Origin of the sequence: Bradyrhizobium sp. 63_E2_N1_3 (genome assembly GCF_052076005.1) — a bacterium.
Taxonomy (GTDB): domain Bacteria; phylum Pseudomonadota; class Alphaproteobacteria; order Rhizobiales; family Xanthobacteraceae; genus Bradyrhizobium; species Bradyrhizobium barranii.
The window spans coordinates 6,054,732-6,071,477 of record NZ_CP197235.1 but is presented as its reverse complement, the minus strand read 5'-3'; the positions used below and the strand labels follow the sequence as shown (position 1 = coordinate 6,071,477).

12 protein-coding genes are annotated in these 16,746 nt (G+C 64.3%); 7 read left to right on the top strand and 5 right to left on the bottom strand.

Annotation, left to right across the window (positions count from 1 at the left end; all coding sequences use genetic code 11):
• Positions 1-36 precede the first annotated feature (36 nt).
• From AB7531_RS29215 to AB7531_RS29195, 5 genes are all read right to left on the bottom strand, one after another.
• Positions 37-3,396 (bottom strand): adenylate/guanylate cyclase domain-containing protein, encoded by a 3,360-nt coding sequence (locus tag AB7531_RS29215; RefSeq protein ID WP_441280201.1) that lies wholly within the window; start codon positions 3,394-3,396, stop codon positions 37-39.
• 642 nt (positions 3,397-4,038) lie between these two features.
• Positions 4,039-4,752, bottom strand: a complete 714-nt coding sequence (locus AB7531_RS29210; RefSeq protein WP_014496276.1) for an ABC transporter ATP-binding protein — start codon at positions 4,750-4,752, stop codon at positions 4,039-4,041.
• Positions 4,749-6,518 (bottom strand): branched-chain amino acid ABC transporter ATP-binding protein/permease, encoded by a 1,770-nt coding sequence (locus AB7531_RS29205; protein WP_231144535.1) that lies wholly within the window; start codon positions 6,516-6,518, stop codon positions 4,749-4,751. The genes AB7531_RS29210 and AB7531_RS29205 overlap by 4 nt, the downstream gene beginning before the upstream one ends.
• Positions 6,515-7,558: a branched-chain amino acid ABC transporter permease gene (locus AB7531_RS29200; RefSeq protein ID WP_014496274.1), complete on the bottom strand. Its 1,044-nt coding sequence runs from the start codon at positions 7,556-7,558 to the stop codon at positions 6,515-6,517. The genes AB7531_RS29205 and AB7531_RS29200 overlap by 4 nt, the downstream gene beginning before the upstream one ends.
• 43 nt (positions 7,559-7,601) lie before the next feature.
• Positions 7,602-8,750: an ABC transporter substrate-binding protein gene (locus AB7531_RS29195; RefSeq protein ID WP_063984213.1), complete on the bottom strand. Its 1,149-nt coding sequence runs from the start codon at positions 8,748-8,750 to the stop codon at positions 7,602-7,604.
• 619 nt (positions 8,751-9,369) lie between these two features.
• On the opposite strand from AB7531_RS29195, the gene AB7531_RS29190 reads away from it, so the two are divergent.
• The 7 genes from AB7531_RS29190 to AB7531_RS29160 are packed head-to-tail and all read left to right on the top strand — an operon-like array spanning position 9,370 to position 16,740.
• Positions 9,370-10,152, top strand: coding sequence for an aspartate/glutamate racemase family protein (locus AB7531_RS29190; protein WP_063984212.1), 783 nt, complete (start codon positions 9,370-9,372; stop codon positions 10,150-10,152).
• 16 nt (positions 10,153-10,168) lie between these two features.
• Entirely contained in the window at positions 10,169-10,597 is a 429-nt protein-coding gene (locus AB7531_RS29185; protein WP_187388084.1) for an Ohr family peroxiredoxin, read from the top strand.
• Positions 10,598-10,621: 24 nt separating this feature from the next.
• On the top strand, positions 10,622-11,800 hold the full coding sequence (locus AB7531_RS29180; protein WP_063986504.1) for a thiolase family protein: 1,179 nt from the start codon (positions 10,622-10,624) through the stop codon (positions 11,798-11,800).
• Positions 11,797-13,038 (top strand): SDR family NAD(P)-dependent oxidoreductase, encoded by a 1,242-nt coding sequence (locus tag AB7531_RS29175; protein WP_084795214.1) that lies wholly within the window; start codon positions 11,797-11,799, stop codon positions 13,036-13,038. Before AB7531_RS29180 ends, AB7531_RS29175 begins: the two co-directional genes overlap by 4 nt.
• Positions 13,039-13,072: 34 nt before the next feature.
• Positions 13,073-13,855, top strand: coding sequence for a cyclase family protein (locus tag AB7531_RS29170; RefSeq protein WP_063984211.1), 783 nt, complete (start codon positions 13,073-13,075; stop codon positions 13,853-13,855).
• 56 nt (positions 13,856-13,911) lie between these two features.
• A complete protein-coding gene (locus AB7531_RS29165; RefSeq protein ID WP_063984210.1) occupies positions 13,912-15,069 on the top strand; it encodes an ABC transporter substrate-binding protein in 1,158 nt (385 codons plus the stop codon).
• Positions 15,070-15,078: 9 nt separating this feature from the next.
• Positions 15,079-16,740 carry an ATP-dependent acyl-CoA ligase gene (locus tag AB7531_RS29160; RefSeq protein WP_063984209.1) on the top strand — a complete coding sequence of 554 codons (1,662 nt, stop codon included), beginning with the start codon at positions 15,079-15,081 and terminating at the stop codon, positions 16,738-16,740.
• The last annotated feature ends 6 nt before the right edge of the window (positions 16,741-16,746 follow it).

The window sequence follows — 16,746 nt, the reverse complement described above, 5'->3', positions numbered from 1 at the left end:
CTGAACCAGACTCCAATATCTGTGATCCGGGCAAAATTACTGCAGTCGATCGAGCAGTGCCTTCGCTTGCTTTAGATCCTGCGTTTCAAAACTCTCGGCGAACCCGGCGTAGATGGGCGCGAGCAGATTGAGCGCGTCCTTGCGTCTGCCCTGGTCGATCCATAAAGCGCCAAGGTCTACTGCAACTCGAAGTTCAAGGGCCTTGGCGTGTTGGCTTCTTGCAGTTGTCAATGCGCGCTCGAACAGTGATTGCGCCTCGGTGCCGGCTCCCGGTACGTCATCGAAGAGCAGCACGCGCGCCTTCAGTCGATACAGTTCGGCCTCAAATATCCGCTCGCTATTGCGGCTGGTTGTTGCAAGGCCCTGTTCGATCAGCTCGAGCGTGGCTTCGCGCTGACGGCTCGACAATAGGGCCGGGCTCAGGAGCACGTATAGGGCCGTGATGCCGAGCTGATAGCCCGCGTTGCGATATTCGTTCATCGCACCCTGGATTTCCGCGAGCGCGGCGGACGAAGGATCAAGAAAGTTGGCACTTATCCCCCGAACGGCGCGCGCCAATCCTCTCCATTGCCGGAATCCGTGCTCCTCCGACAAGGCAAGACAGCGTTCCGCATAGCCGTGCGCAGTCAGGAACTCGCCCCGAAGAGCGTGGAGAATGGACGCATAGTAACATCCATAGGCCTGCGAATGCGGATGACCAATGGCGTCGGCACGCCGAATGGCGGTATCCAGTCGTGCGAGCGCGGTATCGGGGCGGCCCAGCAGCCAGAGCACCCATGACATCAGGGCAAGGTCGGCCACGCCCGCATCCTGGCCGGCGGCACGCGCCGCCAATCTGTCCTGCTCGTTGCTTGCCTCGAACGCTTCGAAGGCCCGTACGATCACTTCGTGGGCTCCTTCGAGATGTCCCATGAAAAGTCGAATCATGCCTTGTCCACGCATCGCGTTGAGCAACGTTGGTCGATCGCCGCGCGCCTCCGCGAGTTCGAGCAGCGCCGAGATCATTTCCTCGGCGACCGGCAACTCACCACGAATGACGCTCGCGGTGGTCAACCAGAACATGATCTGTAGTTGCTCGGGGGGGTCTTCGAGGCGCTGGCACAGCTCGCGCGCGCGAGCGAAGATCGCCACCGCATGTGGCGATGCCGGTCCCTGGGTAGCGATCAGGCATGGTCCCAGCGCGAACTGGAAATCAAGCTCTCGTCTGTCCTTCCGGGCACCGTCGGCCAAATGGGCCAACACCTCGATGCCCTTCCGCAGGTGTGCGATAGCTTCGAGGTTGGCGGAGCGCATGGCCGCCTTCCTTCCCGCCTGAAGCCAATATTCTCCTGCCTTTTCGAACAGTCCCGCCTCCGTGAGGTGGAGCGCGAGAGTCTCGGGTTGAGCCTCCACGATTTCCGGGAACTGTTGCTCGAACACGTCCGCGATGGTGGCGTGCAGCGTCGCGCGTCGGCTCTTCAGAAGTCCGGATTCGGCAGCGTCGCGTACCAGCGCATGCTTGAAAGTATAGACCGCCCGGGGTATCTCGCCCCGGCAGAATATCAGCTCCGCCCTGACAAGCTGGGCAAGCGCCTCCTCCAGCGTCTGCCTTGGCAACTCGGCAACGGCGCTCAGCAGTTCGTAGGAGAACTCGCGCCCCACGACGGCGCCGATCTGAGCCACGTATTTCACCGGAGCCAATCGGTCGAGCCTGGCCATCAGCGATGCGCTCAACGTCGTCGGAATCGCCATCGATGGTAGCGGACGGCTGAGCGTGTAATGGTCGTCCCGCTCCTGCAACAGCCCGGTTTCGAGCACGGCCTTCGTCAGTTCCTCGACGAACAAGGGTACGCCATCGGTACGGGCGAGGATTTGGTGCATGACCTCCTCGGGGAGCGTCTTGCCGGCGGTGACGCGCTCGACCAATGCCGCCCCGTTGCGCCGGCTGAGCCGCGTGAGCGAGATCGTCGTCACATGGGCATGACCAGGCCAGGGCGGGGCGAACTCCGGTCTCGCCGTGATCAGCAGCAGTACGCGAAGCCGCGGCAGCTTTTCCAGTGTAACCGCGAGCAGTTCCAGCGACGTCGGATCCGCCCAATGGGCATCCTCGAATATCACGAACACCGGCTGACGCGCCGCCAATGCTTCGAGCTGGGCCAGGAACGCCGCCAGCGTCATGTCCTTGCGGGTCTGCGGAGTCATTTCGGGAAGGCGATAGCGGTCGCAGAGCGGAAGCGACAGAAGATTGGCCAGGGCCGGCACCACGCGGTCTGCATCGGCGCCAAACCGCAAGAGCAGAGCTTCAAGCTTGGCAAACTTCTCCGTCGGCGTCTCGCCTCGCTCGAACCGGGCGGCACGTTCGAGGTTGACGATGAATGGATACAGCGCACTGTTGGCGTGGTGCGCCGAGCAGAAGTGCCGTACCGTAATGTGTGGTTCGGCCTGGAGCCGCTCTTGAAGCGCCAGCGCGATATGCGACTTACCGATACCCGGCTCTCCAGTTAGAACCACGACGCAGCCTTCGCCTGACGCGGCATGCCGCCAGCGCCGCAACAGCAGCTCGATCTCCTCGTCACGCCCGATTAGCGATGTCAACCGCGTCTTGTGCTGCGCCTCGAAGCGGCTTTCCGCTCCACTGATCCCGAGCACCTGCCAGGCAGGTATTGGTTCCGCCCATCCTTTGAGCGCGACAGGGCCGAGATCGCGGTACTCGAAATGTCCATCGGTGAGCTGGTGTGTGCTCTCGGAAATCAGCACCATGCCGGGCTCGGCGAACTGCTGCAGGCGAGCGGCCAGGTTCGGTGTCTCACCAATGACCGCGTGCTCCTTGGCGGCGCCTTCGCCGGTCAGATCACCCACGACGACCATTCCGGTGGCGATGCCAACGCGGACCTGTAGCCTCGTACCGATATCTGTCTGGAGGTTGGCCACGGCATCGACCAGTGTCAGCCCCGCGCGTGTCGCCTGCTCGGCATCGTCCTCGTGGGCCTGGGGATAGCCGAAATAGGCAAGCACGCCATCCCCCATGTACCGCGCGATGACGCCCTCATTCCGGGCGATGACACCCGCGATGCAGTCGTGATAGGCACCGATTACCGAGCGCAAGTCCTCTGGATCCAGTCGGGCCGCAAGTGCCGACGAGTCCACCAGATCGCAAAACATGACCGTCAGTTGGCGCCGCTCGGCGCTGTCCCGCGGCGCCGGTTTGGCGGCCGTTCGGACTGATACGAGGACTTCACTCTTGAGTTCTGCAATTGCGCGCAGAATTTTGCGCCGGTGCCCAAGCAGGACGCCAAGGTCCTTGAGGTCCTGCTCCGTGAGATCGCTAACGACCGAGAAATCGATGGCGTTCTCGGCGAAACGCTGGGCGTACTCCCCCAAACCGATCGATGCGAGCCACTCTGCAGTACCTGTCATGGGATACCTATGGCCTATGCGATAAGAATAGCACATTGGAATAGCCAGCGAAGGCGCATCTATCGCCGGAAGCGCAGATCGCCGGACCTCTCGCCCAATTGAAAGGGCTCCGGCGAAAACTGGATGCTGCCAAGCGATGTCGCAGTTGGGTCAAAAGCCGACATCAAGCAGACGGCCACGATAGGTCTGCCATGAGCCAATAGCGGTCTTCGGCGAGGCCGGACGTAATATGCACTTTGTGCCAAAATGCGGATTCAAGATGGAGCGCAACTGATGTTCGATTTATCGCGCCGACTAGAGCATCATTGATTAGCCTTTGCTGTCGCCCAAGATGTGGGCGCGCAGGCGACGCCATTTCATCGGGTGATGGTGTGCTCCACCGTTCCCAATTGTCGCGGGCGGGCTTTAGCTTGCTGATCCCCTTGTAACTGGGATGTCCGAGTTGGCGATGAAAGCCATCGGCTATCCATGGGCAGCGATGATGGCATTGTGCCACTGTTTTGCCCGACGGATCAAGTTGATTTCGTAAAATCCGCAGTTGCTGGGTATCAAACCATTGATATCGCTGTCGCCAGCTACTGTGCATGGGGTTGTTTTTCGATATTTTGTTGTGTGGCTCGCCGGGCCTGATCCCGGCTCGCTCTAGTGTCCACCTAGATAGGCCGTGATCAGCCGGGGGTCGTGGATGAGATCCTTGGCCGGACCTGACTGCACGACCTCGCCGGTCTCGAGCACATAGCCGTAGTCGGCTGTCTCAAGCGCGGCGCGGGCGTTCTGCTCGACCAGCAGGATCGACACGCCGAGATCGCGCAGGGACGCGATGGTGCGAAAGATCTCGCGCACGATCAGCGGCGCGAGGCCGAGGCTCGGCTCGTCCAGCATGAGCAGTTTCGGCTTGGCCATCAGCGCGCGGCCGAGCGCGAGCATCTGGCGCTCGCCGCCGGAGAGCGTGCCTGCCGCCTGGCGCTGCCGTTCCTTCAGCCGGGGGAAGCGATCATAGACCTCGTCCAGTGTCTTCTGGACGCCCGAGCGGTCGCGCAGGCTGTAGGAGCCGAGCAGGAGGTTGTCCGCGACCGTCATGTCGGAGAACAGCTCGCGCTTCTCCGGCACCAGGCACAGCCGGCGCTCGACGCGATCTTCGACCGACATCCTGCCGATGTCGTGACCCTGGAAGACCATGCGGCCACGCGAGGCCAGCAGGCCGATGGCCGCCATCAGCAGCGTGGTCTTGCCGGCACCGTTCGGGCCGATGACGGTGACGATCTGACCTTCCTCGACCGACAGCGACACGTTGCGGACCGCTTCGACATTGTCGTAGCAGACCGTCACATCCGTCATGGACAGCATCTCGCTCACGCGACGCCTCCGAGATAGGCTTCCTGGACCCGTTCGTCGCTGCGGATCGCGGCTGGCGCGCCTTCGCAGAGTTTTGAGCCGAAATCGAGCACCACGATGCGGTCGACCAGCGACATCACGAACTCCATGTCATGCTCGACGATCAGGATGGTCAGATGGTCTGCCCGCAGCGACCTGAGCAGCTCCGCGAGCCGCAGCTTCTCCTGGCGGCGAAGGCCGGCGGCGGGCTCGTCCAGCACCAGCAGCGCAGGGTCGGCGGCGAGCGCACGCGCGATCTCCAGAATGCGCTGGTTGCCGAGCGGCAGATTGCCCGCGAGCTCGAACGGCTTGTCGCCGAGCCCGACACGTTCGAGCTGCATCAGCGCCTCGTGCCGGGTACTGGCTTCCTCACGCCCGTTGAGGCGGAAGGCGCCGGCTAACAGGCCGGTGCTTGTGCGCGCATAGGTGCCGAGCATCACGTTTTCCAAAAGGCTCATGCGCGGCCTCAGCTTCACATGCTGGAAGGTCCTGGCGACGCCGGCCTTGGCGATGCGGGACTGCGCGTCATGCGTGATCGGGCGTCCCGCAAAGACGATCTCACCCTTGTTGACCCGGAGCGCCCCGGTCAGGCAGTTGAACATCGTGCTCTTGCCGGCGCCGTTGGGGCCGATGACGGCAAGGATTTCGCCGGCGCGGACTTCGAAGCTGACATTGTTGACGGCGACCAGGCCGCCGAACCGGCGCTCGGCGCCATCCACTTTCAGAAGCAGCTCCCCGGGCGTCGGTTGCGCGCGACGGGGCAGGGGCGGCGCCGGTTGAGGTCGCTCGCGCCTGGCCTTGGGCAGATAGCGCGCGACGAAGGGAACGATGCCCTGCCGGGCCCATTGCAGGAACAGGATGAACAGTGCGGAGAAGGCGACGATCTCGAGCTGGCCGGAGGCACCCTTGGCGATCAGCGGCAGATAATCCTGCACGCTGTTCTTGAGCAGCGTGACGACCGCGGCCCCCACGACGCCGCCGAGCAGGCTGCCGGCGCCGCCGACCATCGACATCATCAGATATTCGATGCCCATGCCGGCATCGAACGGACCCGGGCTGATGAAGCGGCTCATATGCGCATAGAGCCAGCCGGAGAGCGAGGCGAGGAAGGCCGCGATCACGAAGGTCACGAGCTTGATGCGGAAAGCGTTGATGCCGAGGCTCTCGACCAGCGTATTGCCGCCGCGGAGCACGCGCATGGCGCGGCCGAGCCGGGAGTCCAGCAGGTTGTAGCCGAGGAAAAGCACCGCGGCGACGATGCCCCAGATCAGGAAATAGATCTGGGCGCTCGTGACCAGCGCAATCGAACCGAAGCTGATCGGCGGGATCGACGAGATGCCGTTGAAGCGGCCGAGCCCCTCGACATTGCCGAACAGGAAGCCGATCGCAAGGCCCCAGGCGACGGTCGAGAGCGACAGGAAATGGCCCTGAAGTCGCAGGGTGACGACGCCGAGAACGGTTGCGACGCCGCAGGTCAGCACCACGCCGAACACGAGGCCGAGCCACGGGGAGTACCCGTTCAACGCGGAGACCCACGCGGTTGCATAGGCGGCGACGCCCACGAACGCCGCCTGACCGAACGACACGATGCCGCCGACGCCGGTCAGGAGTGCAAGACCGATGGCGACCAGCGAATAGATGCCGATATAGTTCATCAGCGTGATGCTGAACGGACTGAGCACGAAGGGAGCCACCGCGAGACACAGCACGGCGAGGACGGCGGCAAGCTGAATGTGGAGGCGCGTCATTCCTCGATCTCCTCCTCGGAATGCAGCGAGGCGAGGGATCGCCAGATCAGGATCGGGATCAGCAGCGAAAAGACGATGACGTCCTTGAGCGCGCTGCTCTCGAAGGAGGCAAAGCTTTCGAGGATGCCGACGCCGACGGCGCCGATCGCCGCACCGGGATAGCTGGTCATGCCGCCGACGATGGCGCCGACAAAGGCCTTGAGGCCGATCAGGAAGCCGGAATCGTAGAACACGGTGTTCACCGGAGCGATCAGGATGCCCGAGACGCCGGCCATCAGCGACCCCAGCAGATAGGCGATCGTGCCGGCGCGGGCGGGGCGTATTCCCATCAGCCGGGAGCCGGTCCGGTTCACGGCCGTGGCGCGCAGCGATTTTCCGACCAGCGTGAAGTCGAAGAAGAGGTAGAGGAGGCCGCTGAAAACGAGTGCCGCGATCACGATCAGCATGGTCTGGCCCGAGATCAGCACGCCCGCGAACTCGGTCGAGAGCGAGGTCAGCGGCTCGGTCCGAACCCCTTCGGGCCCGAAGAACAACAGGCCAAGGCCGACCAGCGCGAAATGCAGCGCCACGGACACCGTCAGCAACAGCAGCACGGTGCCGTCAGCGATGGGACGGAAGACGATCCGATCCAGAAGCGGGGAGATCGGCGTGATCAGCATCAGCGCCAGCACGAGCCTGACGGCAAGCGGCGGGTCCAGGCGCATGACAAGCCAGGCTGCACCGACCACGGCGAGCGGAAGCAGGAGATAGAAGGACAGCGCGCGGGGCAGCAGCCGGAGTTCGCCGGAGCGCACCAGCGAGATGATCTCGATCAGGGTCGCAAGACAGGCCAGGATCACGACCAGCGCTCCCGTGCCGGGAAAGCGCTTCGCGTCGAGGGCAGCCAACGTCAGCGCGGTGAAGGCCGCGATGTCGCCGAAGGGAATGAAGATGACCCGCGTCACCGTGAAGATCAGGACGGTCCCGATCGCCACCAGGGCGTAGACGGCCCCGGTGGCGATCCCGTCGATCGCGAGAATGGCTGCAATGTCGCTCGTCATTGAGACGTCGTTGCTCCCTGTGATGCCGGGGCCATTGATCCGGTTATGGCGCGTACTTCCAGGCGCCGCCGGTCAGGCGCACCACGACGAGCGAGCGCTCGTCGACACCGGTGACCGCACCGGGCTTGAAATTGTAGACGGCATGCACGCCCGGCAGCTCCTTGGTGCTGAGGATCGCGTCCCGCAGCGCGGTGCGGAATTCCGCCGTTCCGGGCTTGGCGGTCTTGAGCGCGCGCTCGGCAGCGTTGGCGAAAATCAGCCAGGCGTCGAAGGAATAGGCGGAGAAGCCGTCGGTGGTCGGGATGTTATGGGTCTTCTGGTAGACGCTGCGGAAATCCAGCGCGATCTTCTTGGCAAAGTGCTCGTCGGGAAGCTGCTCGGCGACGATCACGGGACCCGCGGAGACCTGAATGCCGTCGGCCGCCTTGCCGCCGACGTTGACGAAGTCCGGATTGACGAGTGCCACCGTGCCGTAGGTGTTGCCCTTGAAGCCCCGCTCGGCGAGCGTGAGGAGCGGCAGCGCGCCTTGCGTGCCCGAGCCGCCGTCCAGCACGGCGTCAGGACGTGCGGCCATCACCTTGAGGATCTGCGCGGTGACCGAGGTGTCGGTGCGGGCGTAGCGCTCGTTGGTCTGTATCTTGATGTCGCCGGCGGCTTCGGCGGCCTTGGCGCCGTTGTAGACGAGGTCGCCCCAGGCGTCAGAGAAGCCGACATAGCCGATGTTCTTCATGCCGTCGCGCTTCATGCGGTCGGCGACGATCTTGACGAGGAGAGAGGCCGGCTGCGGCACCGACACCACCCACTGCTCCGGCGTATCCGGCAGCTTGCCGATCGGCGAGACCGCGATCATCGGCACTTTCAGCTCGCTCGCCACCGCCGCCATGGCGATAGTCGAGGGCGCCGTGGCCGTGCCGATCAGGAGGTCCACCTTCTCTTCTTCCACCAGCTTGCGCGCATTGCGGGTCGCGGCCGACGGGTCGGAGCCGTCGTCGAGCTGGATCAGGCGAATGGTCTCGCCGTTGATGGTCTTCCTGTATTCATAGGCGGCATTGATGCCGCGCCCATAGGGGATTCCGATCGACGAGCCGTTGCCGCTCAGCGAGGTGACGAAGCCGATGGTGATGTCGGCCTGCGCAGCCGGCGCTGCGAAGAGTCCGGCGACAAGTGCGAGTAGGCTCAGAGTCTTGCGCATACGCGTTCTCCTCCGTTGGTGCTGGATAGGAATGCCTCGAAGCTGCCGTGCGGGGACCCCGAACGACGAATGAACCGATTGAAAGCATTGCTGCAGCGCCGAAATCCGGGCGCGACCGAAGAGGGTTTGCTCGGCCGGATCTTAGCGGCCATGGCGCTGGTTGCCGCTCGAATGACAGGCCCATCGGCAGATGCGGGCGGGAATTTCCTGAAGCAACGAAAGGCCGTTTGTCCGGCCGCGATGCGCGGCCGGCGATGCTGTTGCTGCCGGCTGTTCGAGCACGGCGACTGTCCACACGATCGAGTCTCTCAAAATCGGTGCCCTGCAACATCCACCGGTCCCTGGCCGGCGAGGAATTACTTAAAGCCTAAAGTATTGTTGGTGGAGCCGTCAACACGTGTCACGGCTCTGTCAGAAAAAATGTTGTTGCATACAATTTCGCCAGAGTGCGGCGCCTCAGTGCCGATCGAGCGTACAAAATGGCCGGGCTTCCCTTGCGGTGGCGGTCGCCGTCGGCGGCGACGCCGAGCGCATTTGACGCGTGAATTAGTTTATGATTGAAATATATTTATCGGCCGTCGACGACCGATCCTCCGATCACCGCCTGAGGAGAAGGACGATGCGCATCTTCTGGCAGAGCTTCGTTGATGCGAGCGTGAACGCGCCCTACATGGCGCGGCTGTCGGAATACCTCAACAACATTGCTGCATCGGGCACGACAGTTCACGTCGAGGGCATTTCGCCGCCCGACCGGGAGTTCGGACGGCTCGCGGAATTGCGCTGCGCCGTCCAGGCGATCGACAACGGCATCGCGGCGGAGGAGGGCGGGTTCGACGCCTTCGTGATGGGACATTTCCAGGATCCCGGACTCTACGAGTTGCGCTCGACGCTCGACATTCCCGTGATCGGGACCGGCGAGGCGACGTTGCTCGCGGCCTCTCAGCTCGGCCGGAGACTCGGCCTTGTGACGCTCGATCCCGTCTTCGAAGTCTGGCACTACGAGCAGGCCGAGCGTTATGGCCTCGGCGATCGCGTGGTCCACGTGACCGGTCTTGGCTGCAAGCCGGCGGATTTCGCCGATGCCTTTGACGGAGATCAGGCCGCGCAAGCCCGCATGATCAAGGACTTTGTCGCCTGCGCACGCCCGCTGATCGAGCACGGCGCCGACGTCGTGATCCCCGCCGGTGTACTGCCGGGCCTTCTGATCGGAAGGGAGCATGGCCTGAAAGTCGGGCACGCGCCGGTGGTCAATTGCGCGGCGGTGGCGCTGAAAAGTGCCGAGATGTGGGTGCAGCTCCGGCAGCTCAATGGCACCGAGCCCAGCCGCGGGCCGAGCTTCAAGCGGGCCAGCGCCCAGGCGCGCGACGATTTCCGCGCACTGCTTGCTCGCAACAGCCGCTAGGACTGGAGAGTGAATGATGATGACTCCCGAAAAGATCCTGTACGAGACCGAGGTGACGGCGATCGGCGGCCGGGACGGCAAGGCCGCCAGCGCCGACGGCCTGTTGTCGGTATCGCTGTCCGTGCCGAAATCGCTGGGCGGTCCCGGGGGCGAAGGCACCAACCCCGAACAGCTCTTTGCGGCCGGCTACGCCGCGTGCTTTCTCGGTGCGGTCAAGCTCGTCGCGCGCACCCGGAAGGTCGTCCCATCCGCTGAGCCGTCAGTGACCGCGAAGGTTGCGATGGGTCCGGTTCCAATCGGATATGCGCTCGCCGTCGAACTGAAGGTCAATCTGCCCGGTGTCGAGAGGTCGGTGGCCGAGGAGGTCGTCGCGGGCGCGCACGAGCGCTGTCCCTATTCGAATGCAACCCGCGGCAATATTGCCGTGAAGCTGACGGTCATCTGAGACAATGAACGAGGCGGGCGGTTGGTGACCAATACTTTGCGCACACCGTACGACGGCGTCGTGATTGCGGCGCCCGTCACGATTCCCTATGTGCGCTACTCCATCGAGAGTGCACAGTGGTGGATCGGGCGGGCACTGAGCACGCTCGTTGCGCAGGCGGGCATCAAGGCTTCCGACATCGACGGTCTGTGCGTCTCCAGCTTCACCATGGGCACCGACAGCGGGATCGGGCTGACGCAGCATTTCGGGCTCTGCGTGCGATGGCTGGATACGATTCCGCTCGGTGGCGCCAGCGCCATCGCAGGCTTGCGAAAAGCGGCGCGCGCGGTTCAGGCGCGCGACGCCGACATCGTGGCGTGCATCGCCGGCGATACCAACCACGTCGATTCCTTCCGGCTGACGCTGGAGAACTTCTCGCGCTTCAACCAGGATGCCGTCTATCCCTATGGCGCCGGTGGCGCCAATGCGAGCTTCGCGCTGATCGCCCGCAACTACATGCGGGCCTTTGGCGTCACGCGTGAGGATGTCGGCAGGATCGCCGTCGCCCAGCGCGCCAATGCCCTGCGCAACCCGCATGCGCTGATGAAGACGCCAATGACGATGGAGCAGTATCTGGCGGCCCGGCCGATCTCGGATCCCATCCATCTCTTCGATTGCGTGATGCCATGCGCCGGCGCCGAGGCCTTCCTGGTGATGCGAGACGAGACCGCGGCTTCGCTCGGGCTGACAGCAGCACGGCTGCTTTCGACGATCGAGCGGCACAATGCCTTTGCCGACGATCCGATGCAGGTTCGCGGCGGCTGGGCAATGGACGTCGGCGAGCTCTATGCGATGGCCGGCGTGAAGCCTGACGATCTCGATATCGTGCAGACCTATGACGATTACCCCGTCATCACGATGATGCAGTTCGAGGATCTCGGCTTCTGCAACAAGGGGGAGGGGGCCGAGTTCGTGCGCCAGCACGATCTCACCATCGACGGCGACTTTCCGCACAACACGTCGGGCGGACAGCTCTCGGCCGGACAGGCCGGCGCCGCCGGCGCCTATCTCGGTCTCGTCGAGGGACTTCGACAGGTTCTGGGGACTGCAGGCCCCACGCAGGTCGGGAACGCGAGCGTCGCCTTGGCCTCGGGGTTCGGTATGATCAACTATGACCGTGGTCTCGCCTCGGGCGCCGCGATCTTTGCAGGGCCGTCGCGATGATAGAGCCGATCAAGCCGCCCCGGCGCAAGAACCCGCTGCTGCGGACGCGGCTGCCTGCTTCGCCGCCGCGACCGCGCAGCAGGACGTCGCATGGGTTTACGCGGGCAGCCGCCGAGGGCCGCTTCATGCTGCAACGCTGTGACGCTTGCGGTTCTTTTGCTTATCCGGCGCGGGAGGCCTGTCCGTCTTGCCTGTCGGCCGGCCTCGCATTCGTCGACGCGCCGCGCCGGGGCATGCTTCTTTGCGAGACCACTGCGCGCGTGCCGAGCGATGTCTATTTCCGCGAGCGGGCGCCCTGGCGCATCGGCCTCGTGAAGATGGATTGCGGTCCGACGATTGTGACGCACCTCCATGCCGACTGCGTGGAGGGGGCACCGGTCCGCATGTCGTTTCAACTCGACAAGAGCGGCCAGGCAGTGGCCTTTGCCCATCCCGAGGGGGAGACTCCCAACATGGCAGACGACAAGCAATGGCGGGAAATGACGGCCGATCCGAAATTCCGGCGCGTGCTGGTGACCAACGGTCGGAGCGTGATCGGTCAGGAGGCCGTCGCCGCCTTGAAGGCCGCAGGCGCCAAGACGGTGTTCGTCGGGGTTGCCGAACCGTGGCGGCCTTTCGCCGGCGAGCAGCTGCTGCGCGGCCATGACGGAATCGAGATCGTGACCCTTGACGCCGCCGACGAGAAATCTGCGGCCGATCTCGCGGCCGACATCGGCGGCAAGGTCGATATCCTCGTCAACACGACGGAATATGTGCGGCCGGGCGGCCTGCTCGACCGCAGGGGCACGAGCATCGCGCGCGACGAGATCGACCAGGCCTATCTCGGCTTCATCAACCTCGCACAGGCCTTTGGCCCCGCCATGCGGATGCGCGGTGCCGATGGCATCAACAACAGTGCCGCGTGGGTCAACATTCTCTCGGTCTATGCGCTGGCGAACTGGCCTGCCTTTGGCGCCTACTCGGCCTCGCAAGCGGCGTGCCTGTCGCTCTCGCACTGCCTCCGCGCCGAGCTGCGGCCCGGCGGCGTCAGGGTGATGAATCTGTTCACCGGGCCCGTCGACACCGAGTGGTTCCAGACCGTACCGCCGCCGAAGGTCGCGCCGCGCGCAATCGCGCAGGCGATCGTGTCGGGTCTCAAAGGCGGGCTCGAGGAGATGTATGTCGGAGATGTCGCCGAAGAGATCCGGCAACGTCTCGCGGCCAATCCAAAAGCGCTCGAGCGCGAGCTCGACAGGTGACATCGGGATTTCAACCAAGCCGGAGGACGTGACGATGCAGAGCAACAATCTCCTGGAGCTGGCGGGTGCGGTTTCTTCCGGCGCGGTGCGCGTCGTCGATCTCACATTTACGCTCAGTCCGGATTTTCCGGTCATCGTGCTGCCGCCGGAGTTCGGCCAGGCCGCGCCGGTCCGCATCCAGGAAATCTCGCGTTATGATGGTCGCGGTCCGGCCTGGTACTGGAACAACGTCACGTTCGGCGAACACACCGGCACGCATTTCGACGCACCGATCCACTGGTTCACGGGCAAGAACCTGCCGAACAATGCCGTCGACACGATGCCGACCAAGGACATGATCGCGCCGGCCTGCGTGATCGACTGCTCCGCGCAGGCGGCGCAGGATCCCGATTTCCTGCTGACGGTCCCGCTCGTCGAGGCCTGGGAAGCAAAGCACGGCCGGATCCCCGAGCGGAACTGGGTGCTGCTCAGGACCGACTGGTCGAAGAAGGGCTGGCGCGACTACTCCAATCTCAGGGATGACGGCGCACATACGCCCGGCCCCAACGCGGCCGTCATGAAGTGGCTGGTGGAGGAGCGCGGCGTCATCGGGTTCGGCACCGAGACCATCGGTACAGATGCGGGCCAGGCCGGTCATTTCGAGCCGCCTTATCCAGCGCATCATTTCCTGCACGGCGCCGGACGCTACGGCCTGCAATGCCTGTGCAACCTGGATCAGCTTCCACCCACCGGGGCGGTCATCGTGGCCTCGCCGCTGAAGATCCAGAACGGCTCCGGCAGTCCGCTTCGCGTCATCGCGCTGGTTGCGTCAGCCTGAACCCAATCCATGGCGCTTGCCAATCGGAACAGACATCCTCACGAAAGACAGGTGCCATGAACTTGATCAAGAGCCTGCTGGCTTCCACCGCATTGCTTCTCGCCGTCCCGCAACTTGCGCAGGCCGAGATCCTCGTCGGCTTCGTCACCGGCCTCAGCGGGCCGGTATCCTCGATCGGCATCCCGAATGCGAAGGGCATCGCCGCGGGAGGGGCCTATGTCGGTGAGATCGGCGGCGAGAAGGTCCGCGTCATCCAACTCGACGACGCTTCCGATGCCACCGCCTCGGCGCGCAACGCGCGCAAGCTCGTCGAGCAGGAGAAGGTCGATATCCTGATCGGAACGTCGGGTGCGCCGCAGACCCTGGCGATGGCGACCGCCGCGATCGAGATGAAAGTGCCGATGATCGCGGTATCGCCGATCGCGCCGGTGCCGCCGGGCGACGGCGGCCCCTGGGTCGTCCAGACGCCGCAACCGACGCCGCTTCTCGTGCAAGGCATCGTCGACCACATGAAGGCGAAGGGCCTGAAGACGGTCGCCTTCATCGGCTTCTCCGATGCGTTCGGCGACCTCATGTACAACTCGCTCGAGCAGAGTGTGAAGACGACCGACATCAAGATCATTGCCAACGAACGCTACGCCAGATCGGATTCTTCGGTGACGGCTCAGGTGCTGCGCGCACTCGCCGCACGTCCCGACGCCATCATGCTCGGCGGCACTGGAACGCCCGGCGCGCTGCCGGTCATCGCCTTGTCCGAGCGCGGATATAAAGGGCCGCTATACGGCAATCATGGGCTGATCAGCGCCGATTTCCTGCGTCTCGCCGGCAAGGCCGCCAACGGCATCATCTGCCCGACTGGACCCGTGACCGCGGCGGAGCAGCTCCCGTCCGGCAATCCGATCCAGAAGGTGGCCCTGGATTTCCGCTCTGCCTTCGAGAAGGCGAACGGCGAGGCGCCGACGGATTCATTCTCGTCCTATTCCTTCGACGGCTGGCTCGTCTTCGCCGATGCCGCCAAACGCGCGATGGCAACCGGTGCCAAGCCCGGCACGCCGGAATTCCGCACCGCGCTTCGTCAGGCGCTGTTCACGACCAAGGAGGTCGTCGGGACGCAGGGCGTCTACACCTATACGCCGGCGGATCGGCATGGCGTCGACGATCGCTCGCGCGTCATGGTCCAGATTGAGAACGGCAAATACAAGCTGTTGCCCTGAGACGGGAGCATGATCGTGACGGAGAACGCGCCGGTGAACGTCAGCGACGCGGTCGGCCGGGAGAACGTGACGCCGGCCTGGGCGTGTGCAGTGACGTCGTTTCCGCCGTCGGACCGCATCCTCTCAACGATCCTCACCCGGCAGGCCGAGCGCTACGGCGAGCGCGTGCTGCTCGTCGCTGGTGAGACGCGCTGGAGCTTTGCGCAGACCGCGGCGATCGCGGCCGCGTCGGCTCAGACGCTCGTGGATGCCGGGATTAGGCCGGGCGATCGGGTTGCGTTGATGTGTTCGAACCGTCCGGAGTTCCTGCAGGTCTATCTCGGCTGCGCGTGGCTTGGTGCCATCGCGGTCCCGATCAATACCGCGCTGCGCGGCTTCCAGCTCTCCCACATCTTCCGCAACTCGCGTCCCGCGCTCCTCGTCGTCGAGGCTCAGTTCGTCGACGCGATCGAGAGTGTCGAGGCGGGTGTCGACCTGCCACCTCGCACCTGGATCGTCGGAGCTGCCGCCGGTGCAGTCGACGCCAGGCTTTCCGCGGTACCGTTGCCGGCGCTGGGAGCCGCGGCCCCGGCGGGTGCCGTGCGTCCCGGCGACACCGTTGCGATCCTCTACACGTCGGGCACGACCGGGCCAGCGAAGGGCGTGTGCTGTCCGCAGGCGCAGCTGTTCTGGTGGGGCATTTATTCGGCGCGGGCACTTGGCATCCGCGAGGGCGATGTACTGTTCACGACACTGCCGCTGTTCCACACCAACGCGCTCAATGCATTCTATCAGGCGCTCCTGAACGGCTGCACCTACGTGCTGGAGCCGAAATTCTCCGCGTCCGGATTCTGGGCGGCCGCGCAACGGCACAATGCGACGGTCGGCTATCTGCTCGGCGCGATGGCGTCGATGCTGCTGGCGCAGCCGAAGAATGCGAACGACAAGGCGCATCGTCTTCGCGTTGCGCTTGGCGGCGGCGTGCCGCCGCAAATCCACGGTCCGTTCCTCGAGCGGTTTGGCGTGCCGCTGGTTGACGGCTACGGGTCGACCGAGACCAACTTCGTGTTCGCGGGCACGATCCCGTCGGATCGTCCGGGAACGATGGGCTATCTGGCCGACGGAATCGAGGCGCGGATCGTCGATGAGAATGATTCAGCGCTTCCTGACGGGCAGGCCGGCGAACTCGTGCTTCGCGCCGGAGAACCCTTTGCTTTCGCCACCGGCTATTTCGGCATGCCGGAGAAGACGGTCGAGGCCTGGCGAAATCTGTGGTTCCATTCGGGCGATCGGGTCGTTCGAGATGCTGACGGACACTACCGCTTCATCGATCGCATGAAGGATTCGATCCGCAGGCGTGGCGAGAACGTATCCTCATGGGAGGTCGAGCAGACCATCCAGTCCCATCCCGCGGTCGCCGCCTGCGCGATCTACCCGCTGCCGTCGGAGCTGGGCGAGGACGAGGTTGCGGCTGCGATCCTGCTCGAGCCGGGCCAATCGCTGGAGCCCATCGACATCGTCAGGCATTGCGAAGGGCAGATCGCCTATTTCGCCATCCCGCGCTATGTGCGCATTCTGAGCCAGATACCGTTGACTGAGAACGGCAAGATCAAGAAGGGCGTGCTGCGCGAGGCGGGCATCACCACGGATACTTGGGATCGCGAGGCGGCCGGAGTGAAGGTGCGGCGCTGACTGTCG

What these genes read in the sequence shown, in the direction of transcription:
- AB7531_RS29195 (WP_063984213.1), bottom strand. Translation starts at nt 8,750, where the DNA reads ATGCGCAAGACTCTGAGCCTACTCGCACTTGTCGCCGGACTCTTCGCA.
- AB7531_RS29200 (WP_014496274.1), bottom strand. Translation starts at nt 7,558, where the DNA reads ATGACGAGCGACATTGCAGCCATTCTCGCGATCGACGGGATCGCCACC.
- AB7531_RS29170 (WP_063984211.1), top strand. Translation starts at nt 13,073, where the DNA reads ATGCAGAGCAACAATCTCCTGGAGCTGGCGGGTGCGGTTTCTTCCGGC.
- AB7531_RS29165 (WP_063984210.1), top strand. Translation starts at nt 13,912, where the DNA reads ATGAACTTGATCAAGAGCCTGCTGGCTTCCACCGCATTGCTTCTCGCC.
- AB7531_RS29160 (WP_063984209.1), top strand. Translation starts at nt 15,079, where the DNA reads ATGATCGTGACGGAGAACGCGCCGGTGAACGTCAGCGACGCGGTCGGC.
- AB7531_RS29175 (WP_084795214.1), top strand. Translation starts at nt 11,797, where the DNA reads ATGATAGAGCCGATCAAGCCGCCCCGGCGCAAGAACCCGCTGCTGCGG.
- AB7531_RS29215 (WP_441280201.1), bottom strand. Translation starts at nt 3,396, where the DNA reads ATGACAGGTACTGCAGAGTGGCTCGCATCGATCGGTTTGGGGGAGTAC.
- AB7531_RS29190 (WP_063984212.1), top strand. Translation starts at nt 9,370, where the DNA reads ATGCGCATCTTCTGGCAGAGCTTCGTTGATGCGAGCGTGAACGCGCCC.
- AB7531_RS29185 (WP_187388084.1), top strand. Translation starts at nt 10,169, where the DNA reads ATGATGACTCCCGAAAAGATCCTGTACGAGACCGAGGTGACGGCGATC.
- AB7531_RS29205 (WP_231144535.1), bottom strand. Translation starts at nt 6,518, where the DNA reads ATGACGCGCCTCCACATTCAGCTTGCCGCCGTCCTCGCCGTGCTGTGT.